This window comes from Altererythrobacter chaiwopuensis (assembly GCF_054957735.1).
In genome coordinates this window covers 339,321-360,471 of record NZ_JBTXJF010000002.1, presented here as the reverse complement: position 1 = coordinate 360,471, position 21,151 = coordinate 339,321, and the positions used below count along the sequence as shown (strand labels likewise).

Genomic DNA, 21,151 nt, shown 5'->3' with positions numbered 1-21,151 from the left:
TGGCAGTGGTGGCTGATCCTGAACCCGATATTTTCGATCTTGCCGTCATCGGAGGCGGGATCAATGGCTGCGGTATCGCCCGCGATGCGGCGGGACGCGGGGCCAAGGTCGTGCTGCTTGAGGCAGGCGATCTGGCCAGCGGGACTTCATCTGCCTCAACCAAGCTGATTCATGGCGGCTTGCGTTATCTGGAGCATTTCGAATTCGGCCTGGTCAGGGAATCGCTGTCGGAACGTGAGCGTCTTTGGTCAATTGCGCCGCATATCGTATGGCCGCTGCGCTTCGTGCTGCCACATGTCCAGGGCCTTCGCCCGCGCTGGCTGGTGCGGCTGGGGCTGTTCCTTTACGACCATATCGGCGGGCGCAAGCTGCTGCCCGCGACCGAGAATATCGCGCTGGCCAATCACCCAGCGGGCGCGCCGCTCAAGCCCGAATTTGCGAAAGCCTTCGTCTATTCGGACTGCTGGGTCGATGATGCCCGGCTGGTGGTGCTCAATGCCCGGGATGCAGCCGATCGCGGGGCTGAGGTCCATACGCGCTGCCGCGTGACAGCTTTGACGCGCGAGGGCGAGCTGTGGCGGATCGATGCAGGCGGCAAGACCTTCCATGCCCGCGCCGTGGTCAATGCCGCCGGCCCGGCGGTGCTCAAGCTGCTAGGGCTGGCGCATGAACCCGCCGAGCGCGGCATGCGGTTGGTGCGCGGTTCGCACATCGTCGTGCGCAAGCTGTTTGATCACCCTTACGCCTATTTCTTCCAACTGCCGGACGGGCGGATATTCTTTGCCATTCCTTATGAGCACGATTTCACGCTGATCGGAACCACTGATGCCGATCACCATGGGGGGCTGGACCATGTCGAGGCGAGCTTCGAGGAAATCGTCTATCTGTGCGAAGGAGCAAGCCGGTTCTTCAGACAGCCTGTTACTCCTGGTGACGTCGTGTGGACCTATTCCGGTGTGCGCCCACTGATCGATGACGGTTCAGGCAAGCCCGAAGCGGCGACCCGCGGCTATTATCTCGACCTTTCAGACGAGGATGACGGCCCCCCGATCCTTTCCGTGTTCGGAGGAAAGATCACCACTTACCGGCATCTGGCGCAGGAAGCGGTAGAGCAAATGGCGCAGCGGTTACCGCAACTCAAGGGGGATGGGTGGACCGATCGGGTGCCGTTACCGGGCGGTGACTTCGCTGTCGGCACGGTGGCGACAAGGATCGCCGAACTGCGCGCCCGCTATCCGTTTCTCGAACCGCACTGGGCCGTCCGGCTGGCCCATGCCTACGGTATGCTGGCAATGGAGATTTTGGGTGACGCGCGCGCCCTGGAGGACTGCGGATATCATTTCGGCCATGGTCTCACGCAAGCCGAAGTCGATTATCTGGTTACACGGGAATGGTCCCTGACTGTTGAAGATATCCTGTGGCGCCGGACCAAGCTAGGGCTGCGGTTCTCGCCCCAAGAAACAGAGCGTCTTGCTGGCTATCTCAATGAAAAGGTTTGTGCATGACTGTTAGGATCGTTGGCATCGGAGGCACGGTAAACCCCGGCAGCACCACCGAACAGGCACTGCGCCTTGCGGCTGCACAGTCTGCGAGCGAGGGCGCCGAAACCCGTATCTTCGGCGGAGAGTATCTTGGCCGCCTGCCCCATTACCGGGGCGCAGGCCATGAACCCGGCAGTGGCAACGAACTGGTCGAGGCAGTGAGGCAAGCCCATGGTGTCATCATTGCCGCGCCCGGCTATCACGGGACAATTTCAGGCCTGGTCAAGAACGCGCTCGACTATCTGGAGGACCTTTCCCGGGACGAGCGGCCCTATCTCGATGGGCGCGCGGTTGGCCTGATCACGACCGCCTATGGTGACCAGGCAACCATGAGCACGCTGTTGACGCTGCGCAGCATCGTTCATGCGCTGCGCGGCTGGCCTACCCCGATGGGGGCCACAATCCGGACCTATCACGGATTGTTCTCGCCTGATGGGGAATGCCTTGAAGATCGTGCCCGGCTCCAATTGGAACTGGTCGGTCGCCAGACCTTTCGTGGCGCCCGTGCGCTCGCATCACTCGAAGATGGGGCGTGATGATGGACCGGCTTCAATCGGCGTTGGACGCGCTTGCCGGGGGGCGCATGATTATCATCACCGGTGATCGGCTGCGCGGCGGCGACATCGATTTTTGTATGGCTGCCCGCCATGTCACGCCAGATGCGATAAATTTCATGGCAACCCACGGGCGCGGCCTCATCTGCCTGGCGCTCACCCCGAAACGTGCATCCGATCTGGGGATCGAGCTGATCAATCCAGGCCCGGACCAGCAATCTAGCAGGCCGCATGGCCGTTCGATCGAGGCGGCGAGGGGAGTTACGACGGGCATCTCCGCTGCCGATCGCGCGCATACCATCAAAGTTGCGGTTGCGCCCGATACGGCAGCAGGTGATCTGGTTTCACCGGGGCATGTGTTTCCGCTCATCACGGCCGAGGGCGGCGTTAGCGTGCGACCTGCTGCGGCAGAGGCCTCAATCGAGCTGTGCCGCCGGGCCGGCGCAGGCGACGCCGCTGTCATTTGCTCGATCATGCGCGATGATGGCGAGATGGCGCGGATAGAAGACATCGGCCATCTCGTTTCGGAACGGGGCCTGCAAGTTTGCGATATCGCTCAATTACTCGAGTTGCGCGGCGAGGAGTGAAGCGTCCGATCCTTTTGACAGGGCCATCGGATAATGGCGGATCGCTATGGCCTGAACTCCTTCGGCCTCTCACGGTCGGCCGACAATACGGCTGCCAGATGAGAGAGCCGATACTGCGACACCCGCTGGCACAAGGCCGTCACACGCCCACAATTGAGGGCGAAATGCCATATCGTCCGAGCTCCGATTCCGCGCGCCTTGCGCCTTCGGTGTAGCGTCGCCATTGGTCAATCGAGCTGGAGTAGATCGGTGATCGTACCTGAACCGAACTCGCAGTTGCGACCGGCTCTGCGTTCAGGTGAAAGTCCATGCAGGCGTCTTCCCAATCGAGGCCGCAAAAATCCAGCAGCTTTTCGGTTTGGCCGCGCTGGTCTGCGATTACATCTTCGTAGCGGATTGCAAGGAAACGGCTCCTCGGCAATTCCGCCTCGTATGTTTTCGCCATACGTTCAAACTGGGCCACAAAGTGCGCCGTATCGCCGAAATCGTAATTGTAGCTGTAATAGCTGAAACCCGTGGCAAACAATTGGCGGTAATTGGCAAACAGCACGTCGAACGGCGACCGCCTGAGGCAGATAACTCGCGCGCCGGGCAAGGCACGCAGGATTGCTGGAACATAGAACGCATTGAACGGCATCTTGTCGATGAAGCGCCCTGCGCTTCCTGCAAGCCCGGTAACCCTTCGCTGATACTCTATGCCGACAAAGTCGAGATTGGATTGGCTGGACGCGGCTGCCAGAACGGCCGGGTCAAGCACCATGGGGCCGGGCGTGCCCAAAGCCTGTTTGAGAAGGATCGCGAAGTCGGACAATTCGCCAACCGATGTTATCTGCGAATGCGAAGTCAGGATACGTTCGACCAGGGTTGTCCCGCTACGCGGCATGCCGACCACGAAGAGCGGGCTCTGATCGCCCTGCAGAACGTCAGCCACCTGATGGGCAGATACAGCGGCAACGGCAGCATCCACCAACCTTTCTGTGGCGATCCGATCATGCCCAACCTCCGCTTTCTTTTGTTCCTTGGCCTTGCCCAGCCATGCGAACGAAATGTCCCATTGTTTTGCGCCCTCAGCGAGGCGGGCCAGAGCGTGTCCGAGCAGGAGTCGATCCTCTGCAACGACTGACGCTTCGAACCGTGCGGCCAGCGTTTCAAACCAATCCGGATTCGGATATTTCGCCAACTGGACCAGCGCCAGCCATGCCTTGGCATGTCCTGGATTCAGCGAGATTACTTCCCTGAACTGATCCTCTGCTTCCTTGAGCCTACCGGCAAACTGCAGTGCCACCGCCAGATTGTAGCGATAATCGGCATTGTCAGGCACGCCCTGTATGGCCTGGAACATAGGCTCAATGGCCAAATCATGACGCCCCGTGCGCGAAAGGACGACCCCAAGCTGATTTGCAACATGCGGATCATCACTGGCTAGCGCGTGCGCTTCCAATGCCAACTGCCGGGCCTGTTCCTGATCCTGCTGCAAGAGCGCGACGCGCGCCTGCAAAACCGCAAGCCAGCGATTCTGGACTCCAGCATCGGACAACATGCGGCAAAGTTTGCCAGCGCCAAGAGCATTTTCGTGCTCCACGGCAATCGCGGCCATCACCAGAATTGCATCGTATTCAAGAGGGTTTTCGCGCAGCGCCTGTTGTGACGCAGCGTGCGCTTTCTGGAAATTCCCCAAAAATAGTTCTTTTTTGGCGACACCCAGCGCAGAGATTCGTCCCGTTATCTGGTTTCTCCTTCAACCCGTTTGACATGCGATAAACCTGAATGCACCAGTATGGAAATGCTGCACTGCGGCATCGGGACTGTGCCTTTAAACAACATAACATGAGGGTTCGATGAAAATGAATGCACATTTCACACAACGCGCTGCACGGATTGCTCTTTTGGGCAGTACCATAATTGCATCGGCATATTCGGCGCCACTGCTTGCCCAGGAAGCAGGGGCACGGGAGAATGATGACAATGTCATCATTGTGACCGCCACTCGCCGTGCTGAATCCGTGCAGGACATTCCGCTCAATATCGCTGCAGTCGGCGCCGAGCAGATCGAGGAGCAGGGGCTGACCGAGCTTTCCGAGCTGCTGCCCTTCGTTCCCGGCATCAACATCGTCGATCGCGGCGGACGCCAGGGTAACCCGATCATCGTTCGCGGCCTGAACGTCGATGCAATCGGTTCGGGTGACGGCAACAACAACGGCGGCGGAACGGTCGCGACCTACCTGGGCGAAATTCCGGTTTTCGTGGATCTCAAGTTGAACGACCTCGAACGCGTCGAAGTTCTGCTTGGCCCGCAAGGCACGCTTTATGGCGCGGGTACGCTTGGCGGCGCGATCCGCTATATTCCGCGCAAGCCGCAGTTTGGCGAAACCACTGTCTCGGCGCGTGCGGAAGCTTCCAAGTATTCCAAGGCCTCGAGCCTCAGCCACGAGCTTGGCGCCACGATCAACTTCGGTATTTCCGATACCTTCGCGATCCGCGGATCGCTGGATTGGACTAACGATTCGGGTTTCATCGATTACGTCAATGTCGTCGATCAGATCGGGGTGACGAACCCCGACACGCCGGAAGGCCTGAACCGGATCAAGGATGCCGATGGCGAAGAAACGCTTTCCGGCCGCATCGCCGCCCGATGGGAACCGGCTCCGTGGTTCGATGCGACGCTGACTTATTACTACCAGGAAGCCGATATCGAAGGGCGCCGCGTATCGCACTATCGCGACATCGTGCCCGGGCTGCTTGACGGCACGCCAAGCGTGGGCCGCTATGAAAACGCCTTCCGCGTGCGCGAGCCCAACAAGATCACCAATGATCTTGTCGCGCTGGAAATGGTGGCAGACCTAGGCTTTGCCGACCTGACTTCGGCCACCGGTTGGAGCACTTTCAAGGATGATGGCCAGCGTGACCAGACGACGCTGCTGATTACGCTGGAATACAGCTATGAATTGTTCCCAGCCTTCACCGCGTTCACGCGTGAGGAGGGCAAGGAAGAGCGGATCAACCAGGAACTGCGCCTCGTTTCGAAGAATGACGGGCCGTTCAACTGGATCGTGGGCGGATACTACAACAGGTTCGATCTGGCCGCTTCGTCGTCCGAGTTCGTTCCCAACTATGTAGCCTATGTCAACCAGCCCGCGCTGGACTTCGGCCTGACCGATCGTCCCGACGCGCTGGAATATTTTTCGACCGATCGTGAACGTCTTGTCGAAGTCGCCGCATTTGGCGAGTTAAGCTACAAGTTCTTCGACCAGCTGACGCTGACGCTTGGCGGGCGCTATTACGATTATAGCCTCAAGGCCGCGTCATCGGTGGACTTCCCGCTTTTCGAACCCCTCAGCTATTCTCCTCAGACACTGAACGAGATCGAGCAGAACCCGTTCGATCCCGATCTTGCGCAATCGGACAATGGCTTCCTCTACAAGTTCAACGCGTCCTGGGAGGTCAATGATGACCTGCTGCTCTATGCCACGGTAAGCGAAGGCTACCGGATCGGCGGCGTCAACGGTGTGGGCGAATGTGGCGAATTCGATCCCAACGCCAACCAAGGCGCTTGCGCTCTGGCGCCGGGGCAGCGGTTTGGCCCGGGGCCAGACGATATTTCGATCCGCGACGAGCGTCAGTTCAGGCCCGACCAGACCCGGAATTACGAAGTTGGTTTCAAGTCGACATTGCTGGAAGGCGATCTCACCTTTAACGGCGCGGTTTACTACATCGACTGGATCGATCCGCAGCTGGGTTCGTCGACTGTCAACGCCAATATCCCGATCACGGTGAATGGTGGCGGTGCCGAGTCAAGGGGTGTCGAACTGTCGGCAAACTGGCGGGCCACCGACCGCCTGCAACTGCGTGGTAATTTCAGCTACACTGATTCGCAGCTGACCACGTTGACGCCGGACCTTATCCGCACGATCACCCCACCGGGATTTGGCTCTGACTTCGAGGATGGGCAGGACGGAGACCGCTTGCCGGGCTCGCCCAAGACCCAGTTCTCGGTCTTCGGCGCCTATGAATATCCCCTGGTCAATGGTGACAGCCTGGTCTTCAACGCCAGCTATTCCCATCAGGGCAATGTGCTCACCCGCACCGGCGGCCGAGGCTCCGGCTTGACCTTGGACAGCTATGGCACTGCCAATGCAGCAGTGACCTACCAAGCGGACCGCTGGTCTGCCACCTTGTTCGTAGACAATCTTTTTGACAAGTTCGCCGAAACTGGCGCGATCGGAACACCGTTGAATAATCAGATCGTTACAGACTTCGACGGTGGGAATGTATATCCTCGCGCGTTCTCGACCCACATCCTGCCGCCGCGCTCGATCGGGCTGCGCCTGAAGTTCGACTTCGGCGGCTAGATGCTAAGGCGTCACTCAATTTCAGGAGCTGACGTCAAGAGGATGCAGGAAAAAGGGCCGGTTGACTGGCGCGCCTGGTAAGCGCAGCCACGAAACCGGCCCGTTATTTCCACTCATCGCCAAAAGCCATCTGCATGGCGGTGATGTTCCATGTGCGATACCCGCCCGTTTGCGGGAAGTTGAAGATCTGCTTGTCGAGCGCGGTATCGACACCTGTCACCAGACGATGCGGATGTGGTGGAACCGGTTTGACCCACTATTCGCAGCCGAGATCTGGCGCCCCCTTCCTTGTCAGCGCCCCGCCTCTCTTTTTTCGGCTTTCAGCCTGCGCGCGCTCATGGCAGTAGGGCCTCAGAGAATACACCTTGGAGACATTTCTGATGAATCTGGAGTTCACCGCCGAAGAACTGGCGTTTCGCGACGAGGTTCGTGCCTTTATCAGCGAAAATTATCCTGCGCACCTCGCCGATTTCGGCATGCGGGAAGACATGTCGCCGGAAGATATGGTCGCGTGGCACAAGATCCTGGGAAAAAAGGGCTGGTCGGTGCCGGCCTGGCCGAAAGAGTATGGCGGAACCGGCTGGACCCCCACTCAGCGCTATATCTGGTCGGAAGAAAATGCCCGGATCAATTCCTTCATGCCGCTGCCGTTTGGCGTGTCGATGGTCGGCCCGGTTATCTACACCTTCGGAAACCAGGCCCAGAAAGACCAGCATCTTCCCGGCATCCGCAGCGGCGAGGTGTGGTGGTGCCAGGGATACAGTGAGCCGGGCGCGGGATCCGATCTGGCCTCGCTCAAGACGACCGCCGTGCGCGATGGTGACCATTACATCATCAATGGCCAGAAGACCTGGACCACGCTTGCGCAATATGCCGATTGGGGGTTCTTCCTCTGCCGCACCGATCCGGGCGCCGCGAAACCGCAGGAGGGGATCAGCTTCATCCTGATCGACATGAAATCACCGGGTGTCGAAGTGCGCCCGATCAAGCTCATCGATGGCGGGCATGAGGTCAACGAGACCTGGCTCACCGATGTGCGCGTTCCAGTCGAGAACCTGGTCGGTGAAGAGAACAAGGGATGGACCTATGCGAAGTTCCTGCTGGCCCATGAGCGTAGCGGAATTGCCGGGGTTGCCCGCTCCAAGCGGGGCGTCGAGAAGCTTCGCGAAATCGCCGGAATGGAACTGCTCGATGGCAAGCCGTTGATCGATGATTTCGATTTCGCCCGCAAGGTCAGCCAGCTTGAAATCGATCTGGCGGCGCTTGAAATTACCGAACTGCGCACCTTGGCAGGCGAACAGGCAGGCAAGGGGCCAGGGCCCGAAAGCTCGATCCTCAAGATCAAGGGAACCGAGATTCAGCAGCGCCTCACCGAACTTACGCTTGAGGCGGTCGGCAATTATGGCACGCCGCAATACGGCAACATCGCCGAGAACGGATCGAACCAATACCCGATTGGCCCGGAATACGCACGGCACGCTGCCTCGACCTATCTCAACATGCGCAAAACTTCGATTTATGGCGGATCGAATGAAATCCAGCGCAACATCATCACGAAAATGATCCTCGGCCTGTAAGGCCACCGGATATCCTGGAGAGTATTTGTGGATTTCAATTTCACCGAAGAACAAGCGATGGTGCGCGACGGTCTGTCGCGCCTCGTGCGCGAACAGTATGACTGGGAAACGCGCCGCCGCGTGGTTGAGGGCGAACCGGGCTGGCGCCCCGAAATCTGGGCGCAGCTGGCCGAACTGGGGCTGCTGGGAATGCCGTTTTCCGAAGCGGATGGCGGTTTTGGCGGGGGCGCCATAGAGGCGATGATCGCCATGGAAGAATTCGGCAAGGGGCTGGTGGTTGAGCCGTTTGTGCCCACGGTTGTGTGTGCGGGCGGCTTCCTCAAGCACGCAGGCACCGCAGCACAGAAGGCAGAGCATATCGGCGGCATTGTCGATGGCAGCCGCGTCTATGCCTTCGCCTATGCCGAGCCGCGCGGCCGGTATGACTATGCGGATATTCAAACCACCGCGAAGAAGGATGGCAGCGGTTATGTCCTGAACGGCCACAAGGCTGTTGTTGTGGGGGCACCGTGGGCAACGCATTTGATCGTGACTGCCCGGACCTCGGGCGAACAGCGGGACAGGAATGGCGTGTCTGTGTTCGTGGTCGAAAAGGCTGCCGATGGTCTGATTACGCGCGACTATCCAACCATTGATGGCCGCCGCGCGTCTGAAGTCTACCTGGAAAATGTGAGCGTGCCGGCAGATGCGCTGATCGGTGAAGAGGGGGCGGGGCTTCCCCTGATCGAGCGGGTAGCGGATGAAGCGATTGCGGCGCATTGCGCCGAGGCTTGCGGAGCGATGAAAGTCGCGCACCAGATGACGGTTGAATATTCGCGCCAGCGCAAGCAGTTCGGTGTGCCGATCGGATCGTTTCAGGTGCTTCAGCACCGCATGGTCGACATGTTCACGGAGTATGAGCAATCGGTTTCGCTCACCTATCTCGCGACGCTCAAGCTCGATGCTCCTGAGAAAGAGCGCAAGCGTGCGGTTTCGTCAGCCAAGGTCCGTATCGGCCAGGCCGCCCGTTTCATCGGCCAGGAAGCGATCCAGATTCACGGCGGCATGGGCATGACCGACGAACTGGCGATTGGTGGCTATTTCAAGCGGTTGACGATCTTCAATTCGGAATTCGGTGATATCGATCACCACATGAGGCGGCATATAGCGCTTGCGTGAAATGCGGTTTTGACGGGAATATGGGGGCCGTTGCCGATCTGACGGCCTCCATAATCGCTTTCAGCATGCGCGCTGCCGAAACCAGATACTATGCTTCCAGTGCGGCGCGATAGGTGGCCATATCGAAGTAATCGCGCCACACCTTGATCTTGCCATCCTCAAGCTCGAACACTCCGCAGCAAGGTAGATTGACCGCCTTGCCATTGGCGATGGTGCGATCCAGCCGTTCGGCGAAGACAATATTCCCGCTCGCGGCAATGGTGAGAATGTCCCATTCGGTCTCTGTCCAACCGCCAAGGAAGGCGCGAATGAACTGGCGCAGCGCATCGCGGCCCTGAACGGGAGCAATCGGCATGTTGTGATAGATGCCATCATCGGCAAAAAAGCTGACCAGTTCGTCTGCATCCAGCCGCGACCATGCCGCAATGAACTTGCTGATGATTGCTACATTGCCATTGCGGTCCACCGCTTCCTCCTGACGCTAGAACATGGCCTCGACCTGAAACCACGCCTTTTCCGTATCTGTCGCAAAATCCCGGGCATCATAGCTGGAAAACTTTGCCAGCAGAGTTATGCGCTTGGTCAGCGCAAAGGCAACCAGTGCATTCCATTCCGTGCCATAATCAAGACCTGCCCTGGTTGATGCGAAGTCATGATAGGCAATTCGCAGCGTCATCCCCTTCAGCGCCGAATTATCGCTGAATTTGTAAGCCGCATCGGCATAGAGGTCGCGCAGTCCGTTGGGCGGGGTCGAAAGGAATTTGTCGCTCCAGCCATTGAAGGCGTGCAGCGTCGCCAGCGGCGTTTGCAAAGCCGAGCTGCCATTGCCCTGGAGCCGTTCCAGCCCGGCATTGACCGTCAAGCCGGAAACGGAAAAGCCCGGTTGCAGCGAAAGATAATCGAGCCCGAATTCGCCGGGATTGGCCGCATGGTCGGTCTGATGCGCATATTCGGCAACGTAGAGCAGCTTTGCATTTTGGTTGATCGACTGCGTGCCGGCCAATCTTACCCCGAAGGTTTTGGAACTGCCCCCCGGATTGGCCGGGATGTCGAGCCAATAACCATAGGCCGATAGCTTGCCGATCGGTTTGACATCATAGGCAGCGCGGACGCCGTGAATATCGGTGTTGCGCCAGGTGCCCTGGGTCGAATCAGGGCCGAAAACCCGGTTCACCCGCCAGGCATAAAGATAGTCGACCGACAGCCCCTTGTGCGGTTTGAGCGAAAGCTGCGCGGCATCGAGCGTTTGATCATTCTGGCGCCAGCCGACCGATCCGATCCAGCGCTGGTTGTCAAGATTGATCGCTTGCCTCCCGCCAGTCGCTTCGACAGCATCAAGCGGACGCCAACGGACAAAGGCCTGGTTGAGCAGGACATCTGCGGGATCTGCCACTATCGGAAATTCCGTGCGGCCATTGACGGTATCATTGAAATCTCTTGGTCCGATACGGGTGATGGCTTCGCCTTCAATCTGCGCGCTGAACCCGTGCCATTCGCCAAGCTTGACGCCCGCCTTTACGCGCAGCGTCGAGGCTGTCGCATCCTCAGGCAGCCCGTCCTGGTCTACCAGTTCCAGCCGGTACCGGATATCGGCATAGGGCACGGCGGATACATTCCCATCGGTTTCCGCCAGAGCGGTGGAGGGGAAGAGCAGTGCGGCAAGCAGGGCCGCAGGCAAGAGGTGCAGTTGATTCATGTTGCCTGAATACGGGAATAATCCGAACAGTAATTGATTTCTATCAAAGATGATCGAATGCAGGGCAATAGTGTCTGGCGCGCAAGGAAGGATGGGGCCGGGAACAATTACACCGCCTAGCTTCAAGGCCGAACCGAGAGCAATCGAGGGCTTGGCTTGAAATTTATTTACAATGCGCTATATACAAATTGCTTACGTCGCCTGCGACGGAATTTGTTCACCGCTACGGCGGTTCCCTATTTCCTTTCATGCTGCCTGGCTCTGCTGCGGGATACGCCCGTGAGCAGATCGATTTTCTGCACGCTAGGATTTGGTTTGGCGAAAGAAGCACTCATTGCCATGGAAGGCGAGATCGACGAGGTCCTGCCGGATGGACGCTTTGGCGTTACACTCGACAATGAGCATCGCATCATCGCCTATACGGCGGGAAAAATGCGCCGCTACCGAATCCGCTCGGTCGTTGGAGACCGCGTGCACGTTGAAATGACGCCATATGATCTGACCAAGGGTCGGATCGTATTCCGCGAGCGGACGCCGGGGCAAGGTCCCGGCGGAAACCGCAAGCGCGGGTTCAGGCGTTGACACGATTTAGACAATGGCAACCAGAGCGTTGCCGACAAGGACACGATGAATATCAATTATACCGGCGCCACTACGCGCCGAACGACTTTCCCCGGCTTCGGCGAGGGGACCAATAGAGATCCGGCCAGCCATCTGGCGCGCCAAACATTCCTTCCGACACTGGAGCTGCGGCGGCTAGTCGCGGCGATGGTCGACTGAAGATGAACCGGACAAGCGGCCATGCCGCAGCGTTTCTGCACGCGCTGGGAACTGATCTGGACCTCGATCCGGAATATGCAGCCCGTCAAAAAACGTTGATCTCTGCAGGTAAAGCCTGCAATGATGAAATTTGCCGGATGCCTCTTGACTTGGCGTCGGACATTGCCGGGCGGATTTACGGGTTCCAGAAGAAATTCGGGGCTGCCGCAGCAAGTGTATTGTGTGCATCACAAAACGCCGCAACCGACAATGCCTGAACATCCAGGTCAAGCTGGCTAAGGCAAAGCAAATTGCTCTCGTTGGATTACGACGGGTATCGACGAATTGGTTACGGGCAGGGGCCAGCAATGGCTCCCGTCTGCGAGACGACGAGTTCCTTTCAATTGACGACTAGACGCATAACTTCGGCCCGCAATTTCGCGGCTGAAACACTCCGTTTCTTGAAAGGAAACGTACATGACTACTGGTACCGTAAAATTCTTTAACGAAGACAAGGGCTATGGATTCATCCAGCCTGATGACGGCTCGGCTGACAGCTTCGTTCACATTTCCGCCGTCCAGGCCGCGGGAATGAACACGCTGAACAAGGATCAGCGGCTGAACTACGAAATCGAAACCGGCCGCAACGGCAAAGCCAGCGCAGTGAATCTCAGCAGCGCTGACTAAGGTGGAAGTCCCCGGCTGCCTTCACAAAGGGAGCCGGGGCCTACCCCATCGCCATTTCTCCTGCGGAGCCAAGCCAATGGCGCTGACCTATGAGTTTTTGATCGCCCGTGCCGAAGAGGCCGGAATACACGCCGAGAAGGCTACGCTGGACAATGTCCGCCGCATGGCCCTGCGTTCGGAAGCTGCGTGGCGTGACATGGCTGGCCGCGCGCTCAGCGTCGAGCGCGCACGAACACGTGCACGCCTCGAACGAGTGATCGCGAGCTCAAATGATCTGGACGGCCAAGGCCAGGTCAAAGTCCACGATATCTAACCCGCGCGATCCATCTGATTTCACGGCTTTGCCAGACAGGCCATCGCCTGTTTGCGTACCTTCAAACTTTCCACCAAACAGATCGAACTGCGCTGTCCCGGCGCATTTTGCGCAATTTGCGAGTGGTGCCCGATGCGCCACCGGGGCATTGCTGCATGGGTTTGGCTTGATCCGATTCGTCCGGGCAAGGCCGGCAAGGAGGAACCGTGCCAACAGCGATACTCGATCAGATCAATCGGGAACTGGACCGCGCCCTTGCCGCGCTTGCGCAGGCCTGCACGCGAGACGGCCGGATAGATAACCGGGCCGCCGATGCGCATCAGCTCACCTGTTACGAGATTGCAATTGCCCATGCCGATATGCTGGCAGCGCAAACCTGCGCTGCGGCGCTCAAAGCGATGCCCGCGCTCGATCGCGGATTGGCGCTGGCCTTCGTGGCAGAAGCAAGCATCGCCGCGCTTGGGCGGCTGGAAGAAATCCAGGCGGGGCTGGGGCTCGATACTTCGGAATTGCTCGAACTGCGCGCCAGCGATGCGCTGGCCGAATTGCGACTGGCATATGCCACGCCCGATGCGCTGGCGGGGCTTGGCCGCCAATTAGCCGAATGCGACGCTGAACTGGGCCACGTCAAGCTCGATGAAATGGCCACCATGGCAAGCGAGGCTTTTTCCCGCTTTGCCGCCGATGTGGTTGCGCCGATGGCTGCGGAAATCCACCGCAAGGACCTGACCGTTCCCGAAAGCCTGCTTCAGCCGATGCGCGAGATGGGCGTGTTCGGCCTGTCGATCCCAGAGCGATATGGCGGCAGCGCAGGCGAGCGCGAAAATACCGCCATGATGATCGCGGTAACCGAGGCGCTTTCGGAGGCGTCGCTGGCAGCAGCAGGAAGCCTGATTACCCGGCCGGAGATACTGGCAAGGGCGCTGCTGGCGGGGGGCACAGAGGCACAGAAGCAATACTGGTTGCCGCGCATTGCGGCGGGTGAACCGCTGTGCGCGATTTCGATTACCGAGCCCGATTTCGGCTCTGACGTGGCGGCGCTGTCGCTGCGCGGAACGCCGGCGGAGGGCGGCTGGTTGCTCAACGGCGCCAAGAGCTGGTGCACCTTTGCCGGAAAGGCGGGATTGCTGATGGTGGTGGCTCGCACCGATCCCGATCGCTCGCTTGGCCACCGTGGCCTGAGCGTGCTGCTGGTCGAAAAGCCGAGTTTCGAGGGGCATGAGTTTGCCGTCGAGCAACCGGGCGGAGGCCGCTTGACCGGCAAGGCGATTCCCACGATCGGCTATCGCGGGATGCACAGTTTCGATCTTTCCTTCCAGGACTTCTTCGTGCCCGATGCCAATGTGATTGGCGAGGAAGGCGGGCTGGGCAGGGGTTTCTACCTCACCATGGCAGGGATGACCGGCGGAAGGATTCAGACTGCCGGGCGCGCACTGGGCCTGATGCGTGCCAGCCTGAAGGCTGCGATCGCCTATGCGCGGGACCGCAAGGTGTTTGGCGCAGCTTTGGCCGAATACCAGCTTACGCAGGTAAAAATCGCCCGCATGGCCGCGCGCTTCGTGGCTTGCAGGCACCTTGCCTTTGCGGTTGGCAAGCGGCTCGACGAGGGGGGTGATGGTGCGGAGGCAAGCGTAGCGAAGCTGATCGCCTGCCGTTCAGCCGAAACCGTTTCGCGCGAGGCGCTGCAGATCCACGGCGGCATGGGCTATGCTGAGGAATCCCCGGTCAGCCGCTATTGGATCGATGCGCGCGTGCTTTCGATCTTCGAAGGGGCGGAGGAAACGCTGGCGCTGAAGGTGATCGCGCGCGGATTGCTTGAGGATTGGGTCAAGAAGCACCCGGCTGGCTAGATCGCCGTTCACTCGGCTGGAACAAGAATGTGCTGTCAAAATTCGGCCTTGCGGATTTCGCCGCGGGCACACATTCCTTGCTAGGATGACCCTTGCAAGGATGGTTTTGAACACGGTGCGCATGCATGTTTGATGATTTCACTTTCGCTGAAATCCCGCCTGGCGATGAGGATATGCGCCAGCAGGTGCGCAGGCTGGCGCGCGAAGTCACCGCAGACATGACGATGGCGCAGCGTGCGCGTTCATGGTCCGGCTTCGATGCCGGGTTCAGCCGCAAGCTGGGGCAATCGGGCTTGCTTGGGCTCACCTTGCCGCAGCAATATGGCGGCGGTGGGCGCGGCCCGTTCGCGCGCTTCGTGGTTGTGGAAGAACTGCTTTCCGCCGGGGCGCCGGTGGCGGCGCACTGGATCGCCGACCGCCAGAGCGCGCCGCTGATCCTCAATTACGGCACCGAGGCGCAGCGCGAATTCTATCTTCCGCGTATCTGCCGCGGAAAGGCATTGTTCTGCATCGGCATGAGCGAGCCTGGTTCGGGATCTGACCTGGCATCGGTGCGCACCCGTGCGGAGCGGACGGATAGTGGCTGGCGGCTCAACGGCCAGAAGATCTGGACCTCCAATTCGATGCATTCGGATTACATGATCGCGCTGGTGCGGACATCGGGCGGGCCGGATGACCGGCACAAGGGGCTCTCGCAATTGATCGTCGACCTCAAGACACCCGGCATAAGCGTGAGGCCGATCGAGGATCTGGCGGGCGATGCCCATTTCGCCGAAGTGTTCTTCGACAATGTTGACCTGCCTGCCGAAGCGCTGATCGGCGAAGAGGGGCAGGGCTGGCAGCAGGTCACCGCCGAGCTGGCGTTTGAGCGCAGCGGACCGGAGCGGATCTATTCCAGCGTGGTGCTGCTCGATGGCTGGCTGGCGCATCTGCGCGCGGTTGGGCGCCGTGACGAGGCAACCCTGGCTCTGGCGGGCAGTTTCATCGCGCGCATGGCTGCCTTGCGGGCGATGTCGATTGCTTGCACGGCGCGCCTCGCGGCGGGGGAAAGCCCGGTGGTCGAAGCCTCGCTGGTCAAGGACCTTGGCACTGGCTTCGAACAGGATCTGCCGCTGGCGATAGCTGACGACCTTGCAGCGCATCCCGATGAAGCGGTTGACCCTGAGCTGCGGCTGGCGCTCGACTACATCACCCTTGTCGCACCCAGCTTTTCGCTGCGCGGCGGCACGCGAGAGATACTGCGCGGCATCATTGCGCGCGGATTGGGGCTGCGCTGATGGACCGGAACGAACTTCTCGAACCGTTCGAGCGCATGCTTGCCAAGCTATTTCCGGCTGAGCGCGTGCGCGAGATTGACCAGGGCGCGCGGTGGGATGCCGAAATGGCAGAGATCGAAGCCTCGGGCTTTCTTGACCTGTTGGCAGGCGAGGATGCGGGCGGTGCGGGATTGGCATTTGACGCCGCGATCCCGCTGTTCATGGCGCTGGGCGGAAGGCTAGCCCCGCTTGAAATCGGCAGCGCGATGATCGCGCGCGCCGGGCGCGGCGAGGCAGAAGCGCGATATGCAGAGGCTATCCTGCGCGCCGCAGCAATCGCCGGGGCCGCCAACCATTTGCTCGAGATGACGACGGCCTATGCCAATGAACGGGTCCAGTTCGGCAAACCGATCGGGCGCCAGCAGGCGCTGCAACAACAGCTTGCGGTGATGGCCCAGGATTGCATCGCCGCCAGGCTCGCCGTGGAGCTGACCGGCAGGGGCGGCGAATGGCCGGATGCCTTGCGCGCGGCGCTGGCAAAGTCGGCGGCTTCAGCTGCGGCACCGCGCATCGCCAATATTGCGCATGGCGTGCACGGCGCGATCGGCATCAGCGCGGAATACGACCTGCAGCTTTATACCCGGCGGCTGCACCGCTGGCGGGTGGAGCGCGGATCAGAGAGCCTGCACAATCGCATGATTGGCGCGGCTCTGCTCGGCAGCGATGCCAGTTCGGTCGATTGGCTGCGCGGGGAAGTGTTTGGCGAAACCTGACCTTGGGGCCTGGTCAGTTGCAGGCGCCTTTGAACAGCGGCGGCAGGCCTGCCTTGCACGAAACGCGCAGCGCCAGCCTTCCGGCCAGCGCTACGACCACGCCGTTTACGCTCTGGCTGCGCGAGAACACTTCCATGGCGAAGGCGGTTTCCTTGCGGGTGAATTCGGCCAGGCGTGCCATTTCAAATCCGGCGAAGCGCTATTGCTTGCGGCGGGGCAACATCGGTTTCGCCGCTTGAAAGAGTGTGCAGGCCCTGCCACGCCAGAATGCATGATTCGGGATCGTTTCCTCACCACCACTGCGATTCACAATTTCCGCGATTATGGCGGCTATGCAGTTGCGGGCGGAGGCCATGTGAAGACCGGCCAGCTGTTCCGTTCCGGCCATCATGCCGATGCAGACGAAGGCGATCTCGCCACGGTTGCCGGGCTTGATCTGCAGCATGTGATCGACCTTCGCGGCGATAGCGAGCGGGCGCAGAAAACCTGCCGCCGCCCTGCCGGTTTCGCGGCTGAAGTGCTTTACTTCGAAGGCGAAACTGCGGGTCTTGCGCCGCATCTCCAGGCTGCCGAGGGAAGCGTCGATGCCGCCAGCGCGCACCGCGCGATGGTCGAGCTGTATGGTGCCCTGCCTGAGCGAAAAGGGCTCAACGATATCCTCAAGCGTTACTTTGCCACTTTGGCGCAATCCCGGGGCACTAGCCTGGTGCATTGCGCAGCCGGGAAGGACCGTACCGGCATTGCGGTCGATCTGCTCCACCACGTGCTCGGCGTCCATCCCGATGATGCGATGGCGGATTATCTGCTCACCAATAATTCCCCTCGCAATGAACAGCGCATCGCGCACGGGATGGAATTGATGGGCGAGAAATATGGCGGCATCGATGAAGCCACGGTGCGCGTGCTGATGGGAGTCGATCCGGCATACCTCGAAGCTACGCGCAATTCCCTGAAACGGCAGTTCGGTTCGACCGACGCCTATCTGGAGCAGGTTTTGGGCGTCGACGCGTCGAAACGAGAGGCGTTGAAAGCTGAACTTGTGGATGTGTAACGCTTTCCTTGCCGGGGCGAATTGAAGCACGGGGAACGACCGCCTAAGTCACTCGCCGGCACCAACAGGATTTCACTATGGCAACCCATCGTACCAAGATGCTCATCATCGGCTCAGGCCCGGCTGGCTATTCCGCCGCGATCTATGGCGCGCGTGCCATGCTCGAGCCGATCGTGGTGCAGGGCATCCAGCCGGGCGGCCAGCTGACCATCACCACCGATGTCGAGAATTACCCCGGTTTTGCCGATGTGATCCAGGGCCCGTGGCTGATGGAGCAGATGCAGAAGCAGGCGGAGCATGTTGGCACGCGGATGATGTGGGATACCATCGTCGAGGTTGATCTGGCGGGCGGTTCGCCCTTCCGTGCAGTGGGCGACAGCGGCGATGAGTATATCGCCGACAGCCTGGTGATCGCCACCGGTGCGCAGGCCAAATGGCTGGGCGTGCCGGGCGAACTGGAACTGGGCGGCAAGGGCGTGTCAGCCTGCGCCACCTGCGACGGGTTTTTCTTCCGCGGCAAGAAAGTGGCGGTCATCGGCGGCGGCAACACCGCGGTCGAAGAAGCGCTCTATCTCACCAACCATTCCGACGATGTTACCCTGATCCACCGCCGCGACGAATTGCGCGCCGAGAAGATTCTGCAAGAGCGGTTGTTCAAGTCTGACAAGATCAGCACGCTGTGGAACAAGGCGGTAACCCGTTTCGAAGCGGGCGAGGACGGTGCATTGTCGCACATTGTGCTGCAGGACACCCAGACCGGCGAGGAATCGACCCTTGCGGTTGACGGTGCCTTCGTTGCGATCGGCCATTCACCGGCAACCGAACTGTTCAAGGGCAAGCTCCCCATGGACGCGAACGGTTATCTGCTGATCGAACCCGGCTCACCCATGACCGAGATTCCCGGCGTATTCGCCGCAGGCGACGTGACTGACCACACCTATCGCCAGGCGGTGACTGCTGCGGGCATGGGCTGTATGGCCGCGCTTGATGCCGAGCGCTTCCTGGCAACGCTAGATTTTGCCGCGAAGGAAGCTGCCGAAGCCGCGGAATAGGCGGCTCCGGCAATCTACCGGGTCAGAAGTGGATGTCGAACACGCTCACGGAAGCGTGAAAGACCAGTGCGATCAACACCAGGCTTGACAGCGCGAACAGCACGAAACGCACCAGCACCACATTCGCGGTTACCTGGATCAGCGAGTGGATCACCCGTAAGCCGAAATAAATCCATCCGAGCAAGGCGTTCATGCCGTCGCCCTGGCCGATGATCGCCAGCACTATCGCCACCGCGTAGAACACCGTGGGCTGTTCGTGCAGGTGATTGTAATTGTCTGCCTTCCAGTTGACCCGATCGGGCAATTTCGTGCGCAGGACAGCACCGGTCGTGCCAACCAGTTTTGATGGCGGGCCGATATCCTGTGACTTGGACATTGCCGGAATGCGGGTGGCGTACATCCACAGCCACATCACCATGGTCCATGCCGCAAGTGCGACGACGGATTGCAGGATAGCCATTCCGATCATGCGACAACTCCGGGATCGGCCAGCAGGGTCACCGACAGTGCACGAACTGCCAGCGCAAGCAGAGCCAGCGTCGAGAGAATGAACAGCATGAAACGGACCGCAACCACATTGACCAGGGCCTGCCAGAGCGAATGAATGATCCGCAGCCCGACATAGGCCCAGGCCAGCAGCACGTCGATCGCGCCAGCACCCATGATCGCAAGGATGATGACCGTGGGATAGAAGATGGTGGGCTGTTCCATCAGGTGTGTATAGTTATGTGACTTCCAGTTTACCTTGTCGGGGATCGCACCTTCGAGATCCTGTCCACGACCCCCGGGCTTGCTGTTTTTGAGGTCCATTCCAGACTTGGCCATCGCCGGAAAACGTGTCCCGGCGGTCCACATCAGCATGGCCAGTGACCACAGAACGAGCACTACAGCCGGGGCGAGTATTTGAGCTTGCATGGGTTTCCCTCCTCCTGGATACGAAACTGCGCAGGCGGCGTTCAATTGTCAAACGCAACCTATGACCGGCCTGAGATGGTTTGCGCAAAAGTTGGCGGATCGACATTGCCGCCGGTGAGCATGATGACCGTGTTTTCGTCCAGCGGTACCTTGCCCGCCAGTGCCGCCGCCAGCGCCGCCGCGCCGCCCGGTTCGACCACCAGGCGCAGCTGTTCGAAGGCCAGGCGCTGCGCCGCGCGCACTTCCTCGTCCGTCACGGCAATGCCCGGCTCGCTGCGCCCCAGCAGGAGGTCGAGGTTGATCTGTTTGGTCGCCAGCGGCTGCAAGGCATCGCAAATCGTTCGGGGCGGGTTTGGCCCCTGGCGCACGATTTCTCCGGCGCGCAGGCTCTGGCCGATCTGATCCCATCCGGCCGGTTCGACTGGCACGATGGCGCTGTCCGGGCAGGCGAGGGCGAGTCCCGCCACAAGTCCGCCGCCGCCGCAGGGCGCAACGATCCTGCTGGGTTCGCGGCCCAACTGTTCGGCGATTTCGATCCCGGCGCTGCCTTGCCCTTCGATCACCCAGGGATCGCCAAAGGCGTGCACCAATACTGCCCCGGTTTCTTCGCAGATCCGGCCCGCGATTTCGTCGCGATCTTCGACCGGGCGCTGATAGATCACCACTTCGGCCCCAAGCGCGCGGGTGGCATCAAGCTTCACCTGCGGCGCGTCATGCGGCATCACGATGGTGGCGGCAATGCCCAGCCGCCGGGCTGCCCAGGCCACACCCTGCGCATGGTTGCCGCTGGAAACCGCTACTACGCCCGCCGCGCGCTCCTGCTCTGAAAGTGCGGTCAGCCGGTGCCAGCCGCCGCGAATCTTGAACGCGCCAATCGGTTGCAGGTTTTCCGCCTTCACCCAGCAGCGTGAGCCAAGGATTTCGACCGGCAATAGCGGAGTGGACGGCAGGATCGCGGCCACCTTGGCGGCAGCTTCGATAACGCCCTCGCGGGTGGGCATATGAAAAGTCATGCTCATGCACGAAGGCCTAC

24 protein-coding genes are annotated in these 21,151 nt (G+C 60.2%); 17 read left to right on the top strand and 7 right to left on the bottom strand.

The features are described from left to right. Window positions 1-5: 5 nt before the first annotated feature. Genes ACX3VQ_RS11060 through ACX3VQ_RS11050 form a run of 3 tightly spaced genes read left to right on the top strand, consistent with a single transcriptional unit; the run spans window position 6 to window position 2,682 of the window. Complete coding sequence (locus ACX3VQ_RS11060; RefSeq protein ID WP_462581214.1) at window positions 6-1,505, top strand: glycerol-3-phosphate dehydrogenase; 1,500 nt, start codon at window positions 6-8, stop codon at window positions 1,503-1,505. Further along, window positions 1,502-2,077 carry an NADPH-dependent FMN reductase gene (locus ACX3VQ_RS11055; RefSeq protein ID WP_462572681.1) on the top strand — a complete coding sequence of 192 codons (576 nt, stop codon included), beginning with the start codon at window positions 1,502-1,504 and terminating at the stop codon, window positions 2,075-2,077. Before ACX3VQ_RS11060 ends, ACX3VQ_RS11055 begins: the two co-directional genes overlap by 4 nt. Continuing rightward, window positions 2,077-2,682: a 3,4-dihydroxy-2-butanone-4-phosphate synthase gene (locus tag ACX3VQ_RS11050; RefSeq protein WP_462581101.1), complete on the top strand. Its 606-nt coding sequence runs from the start codon at window positions 2,077-2,079 to the stop codon at window positions 2,680-2,682. Before ACX3VQ_RS11055 ends, ACX3VQ_RS11050 begins: the two co-directional genes overlap by 1 nt. A gap of 139 nt (window positions 2,683-2,821) precedes the next feature. On the opposite strand, the gene ACX3VQ_RS11045 is transcribed toward ACX3VQ_RS11050, so the two are convergent. Then, window positions 2,822-4,024: a sulfotransferase gene (locus tag ACX3VQ_RS11045; protein WP_462581099.1), complete on the bottom strand. Its 1,203-nt coding sequence runs from the start codon at window positions 4,022-4,024 to the stop codon at window positions 2,822-2,824. 87 nt (window positions 4,025-4,111) lie between these two features. Here ACX3VQ_RS11045 and ACX3VQ_RS11040 point away from each other — a divergent pair, with 87 nt between their 5' ends. The 4 genes from ACX3VQ_RS11040 (at window position 4,112) to ACX3VQ_RS11025 (ending at window position 9,766) form a co-directional block, all read left to right on the top strand. Continuing rightward, window positions 4,112-4,330, top strand: a complete 219-nt coding sequence (locus tag ACX3VQ_RS11040; RefSeq protein WP_462581098.1) for a hypothetical protein — start codon at window positions 4,112-4,114, stop codon at window positions 4,328-4,330. A 238-nt stretch (window positions 4,331-4,568) separates the two neighbouring features. Then, a complete protein-coding gene (locus ACX3VQ_RS11035) occupies window positions 4,569-7,031 on the top strand; it encodes a TonB-dependent receptor (protein ID WP_462581097.1) in 2,463 nt (820 codons plus the stop codon). Between the two features lie 380 nt (window positions 7,032-7,411). Further along, window positions 7,412-8,608 (top strand): acyl-CoA dehydrogenase family protein, encoded by a 1,197-nt coding sequence (locus ACX3VQ_RS11030; protein WP_462572689.1) that lies wholly within the window; start codon window positions 7,412-7,414, stop codon window positions 8,606-8,608. Between the two features lie 27 nt (window positions 8,609-8,635). Further along, entirely contained in the window at window positions 8,636-9,766 is a 1,131-nt protein-coding gene (locus tag ACX3VQ_RS11025; RefSeq protein ID WP_462581096.1) for an acyl-CoA dehydrogenase family protein, read from the top strand. Between the two features lie 88 nt (window positions 9,767-9,854). On the opposite strand, the gene ACX3VQ_RS11020 is transcribed toward ACX3VQ_RS11025, so the two are convergent. Both ACX3VQ_RS11020 and ACX3VQ_RS11015 read right to left on the bottom strand, forming a co-directional pair. Then, a complete protein-coding gene (locus ACX3VQ_RS11020) occupies window positions 9,855-10,232 on the bottom strand; it encodes a limonene-1,2-epoxide hydrolase family protein (protein WP_462581095.1) in 378 nt (125 codons plus the stop codon). A 15-nt stretch (window positions 10,233-10,247) separates the two neighbouring features. Continuing rightward, the gene (locus tag ACX3VQ_RS11015; RefSeq protein ID WP_462581093.1) at window positions 10,248-11,462 is read right to left on the bottom strand and encodes an alginate export family protein; all 1,215 of its coding nucleotides are present in this window, start codon (window positions 11,460-11,462) and stop codon (window positions 10,248-10,250) included. A gap of 315 nt (window positions 11,463-11,777) precedes the next feature. Between ACX3VQ_RS11015 and infA the strand changes: the two genes are divergently transcribed. The 8 genes from infA (at window position 11,778) to ACX3VQ_RS10975 (ending at window position 17,100) form a co-directional block, all read left to right on the top strand. Then, entirely contained in the window at window positions 11,778-12,044 is a 267-nt protein-coding gene (gene infA, locus ACX3VQ_RS11010; protein WP_462581213.1) for a translation initiation factor IF-1, read from the top strand. A 45-nt stretch (window positions 12,045-12,089) separates the two neighbouring features. After that, window positions 12,090-12,242, top strand: a complete 153-nt coding sequence (locus ACX3VQ_RS11005; protein WP_462572693.1) for a hypothetical protein — start codon at window positions 12,090-12,092, stop codon at window positions 12,240-12,242. A 2-nt stretch (window positions 12,243-12,244) separates the two neighbouring features. Next, window positions 12,245-12,499 carry a hypothetical protein gene (locus ACX3VQ_RS11000; RefSeq protein WP_462581091.1) on the top strand — a complete coding sequence of 85 codons (255 nt, stop codon included), beginning with the start codon at window positions 12,245-12,247 and terminating at the stop codon, window positions 12,497-12,499. 199 nt (window positions 12,500-12,698) lie between these two features. Then, window positions 12,699-12,908 carry a cold-shock protein gene (locus ACX3VQ_RS10995; protein WP_462572695.1) on the top strand — a complete coding sequence of 70 codons (210 nt, stop codon included), beginning with the start codon at window positions 12,699-12,701 and terminating at the stop codon, window positions 12,906-12,908. A 76-nt stretch (window positions 12,909-12,984) separates the two neighbouring features. Further along, window positions 12,985-13,221, top strand: a complete 237-nt coding sequence (locus ACX3VQ_RS10990; RefSeq protein ID WP_462581089.1) for a hypothetical protein — start codon at window positions 12,985-12,987, stop codon at window positions 13,219-13,221. Window positions 13,222-13,427: 206 nt separating this feature from the next. Beyond that, a complete protein-coding gene (locus ACX3VQ_RS10985) occupies window positions 13,428-15,071 on the top strand; it encodes an acyl-CoA dehydrogenase family protein (protein WP_462581088.1) in 1,644 nt (547 codons plus the stop codon). Between the two features lie 125 nt (window positions 15,072-15,196). Further along, window positions 15,197-16,348, top strand: coding sequence for an acyl-CoA dehydrogenase family protein (locus tag ACX3VQ_RS10980; RefSeq protein WP_462581087.1), 1,152 nt, complete (start codon window positions 15,197-15,199; stop codon window positions 16,346-16,348). After that, a complete protein-coding gene (locus tag ACX3VQ_RS10975; RefSeq protein ID WP_462581086.1) occupies window positions 16,348-17,100 on the top strand; it encodes an acyl-CoA dehydrogenase family protein in 753 nt (250 codons plus the stop codon). The genes ACX3VQ_RS10980 and ACX3VQ_RS10975 overlap by 1 nt, the downstream gene beginning before the upstream one ends. Window positions 17,101-17,113: 13 nt before the next feature. Here ACX3VQ_RS10975 and ACX3VQ_RS10970 read toward each other — a convergent pair whose 3' ends face one another. Further along, on the bottom strand, window positions 17,114-17,281 hold the full coding sequence (locus ACX3VQ_RS10970; RefSeq protein WP_462581085.1) for a hypothetical protein: 168 nt from the start codon (window positions 17,279-17,281) through the stop codon (window positions 17,114-17,116). Window positions 17,282-17,371: 90 nt separating this feature from the next. Between ACX3VQ_RS10970 and ACX3VQ_RS10965 the strand changes: the two genes are divergently transcribed. Both ACX3VQ_RS10965 and trxB read left to right on the top strand, forming a co-directional pair. Then, on the top strand, window positions 17,372-18,151 hold the full coding sequence (locus ACX3VQ_RS10965) for a tyrosine-protein phosphatase (protein ID WP_462581084.1): 780 nt from the start codon (window positions 17,372-17,374) through the stop codon (window positions 18,149-18,151). A gap of 77 nt (window positions 18,152-18,228) precedes the next feature. After that, window positions 18,229-19,203: a thioredoxin-disulfide reductase gene (trxB, locus tag ACX3VQ_RS10960; protein ID WP_462581083.1), complete on the top strand. Its 975-nt coding sequence runs from the start codon at window positions 18,229-18,231 to the stop codon at window positions 19,201-19,203. Between the two features lie 22 nt (window positions 19,204-19,225). Here trxB and ACX3VQ_RS10955 read toward each other — a convergent pair whose 3' ends face one another. From ACX3VQ_RS10955 to ACX3VQ_RS10945, 3 genes are read right to left on the bottom strand one after another with little or no spacing between them, the layout of a single operon-like run. Then, the gene (locus ACX3VQ_RS10955) at window positions 19,226-19,672 is read right to left on the bottom strand and encodes an MAPEG family protein (protein ID WP_462581081.1); all 447 of its coding nucleotides are present in this window, start codon (window positions 19,670-19,672) and stop codon (window positions 19,226-19,228) included. After that, a complete protein-coding gene (locus ACX3VQ_RS10950; protein ID WP_462572705.1) occupies window positions 19,669-20,118 on the bottom strand; it encodes an MAPEG family protein in 450 nt (149 codons plus the stop codon). Before ACX3VQ_RS10950 ends, ACX3VQ_RS10955 begins: the two co-directional genes overlap by 4 nt. 59 nt (window positions 20,119-20,177) lie before the next feature. Beyond that, complete coding sequence (locus ACX3VQ_RS10945; RefSeq protein WP_462581212.1) at window positions 20,178-21,131, bottom strand: threonine ammonia-lyase; 954 nt, start codon at window positions 21,129-21,131, stop codon at window positions 20,178-20,180. Between the last annotated feature and the right edge of the window lie 20 nt (window positions 21,132-21,151).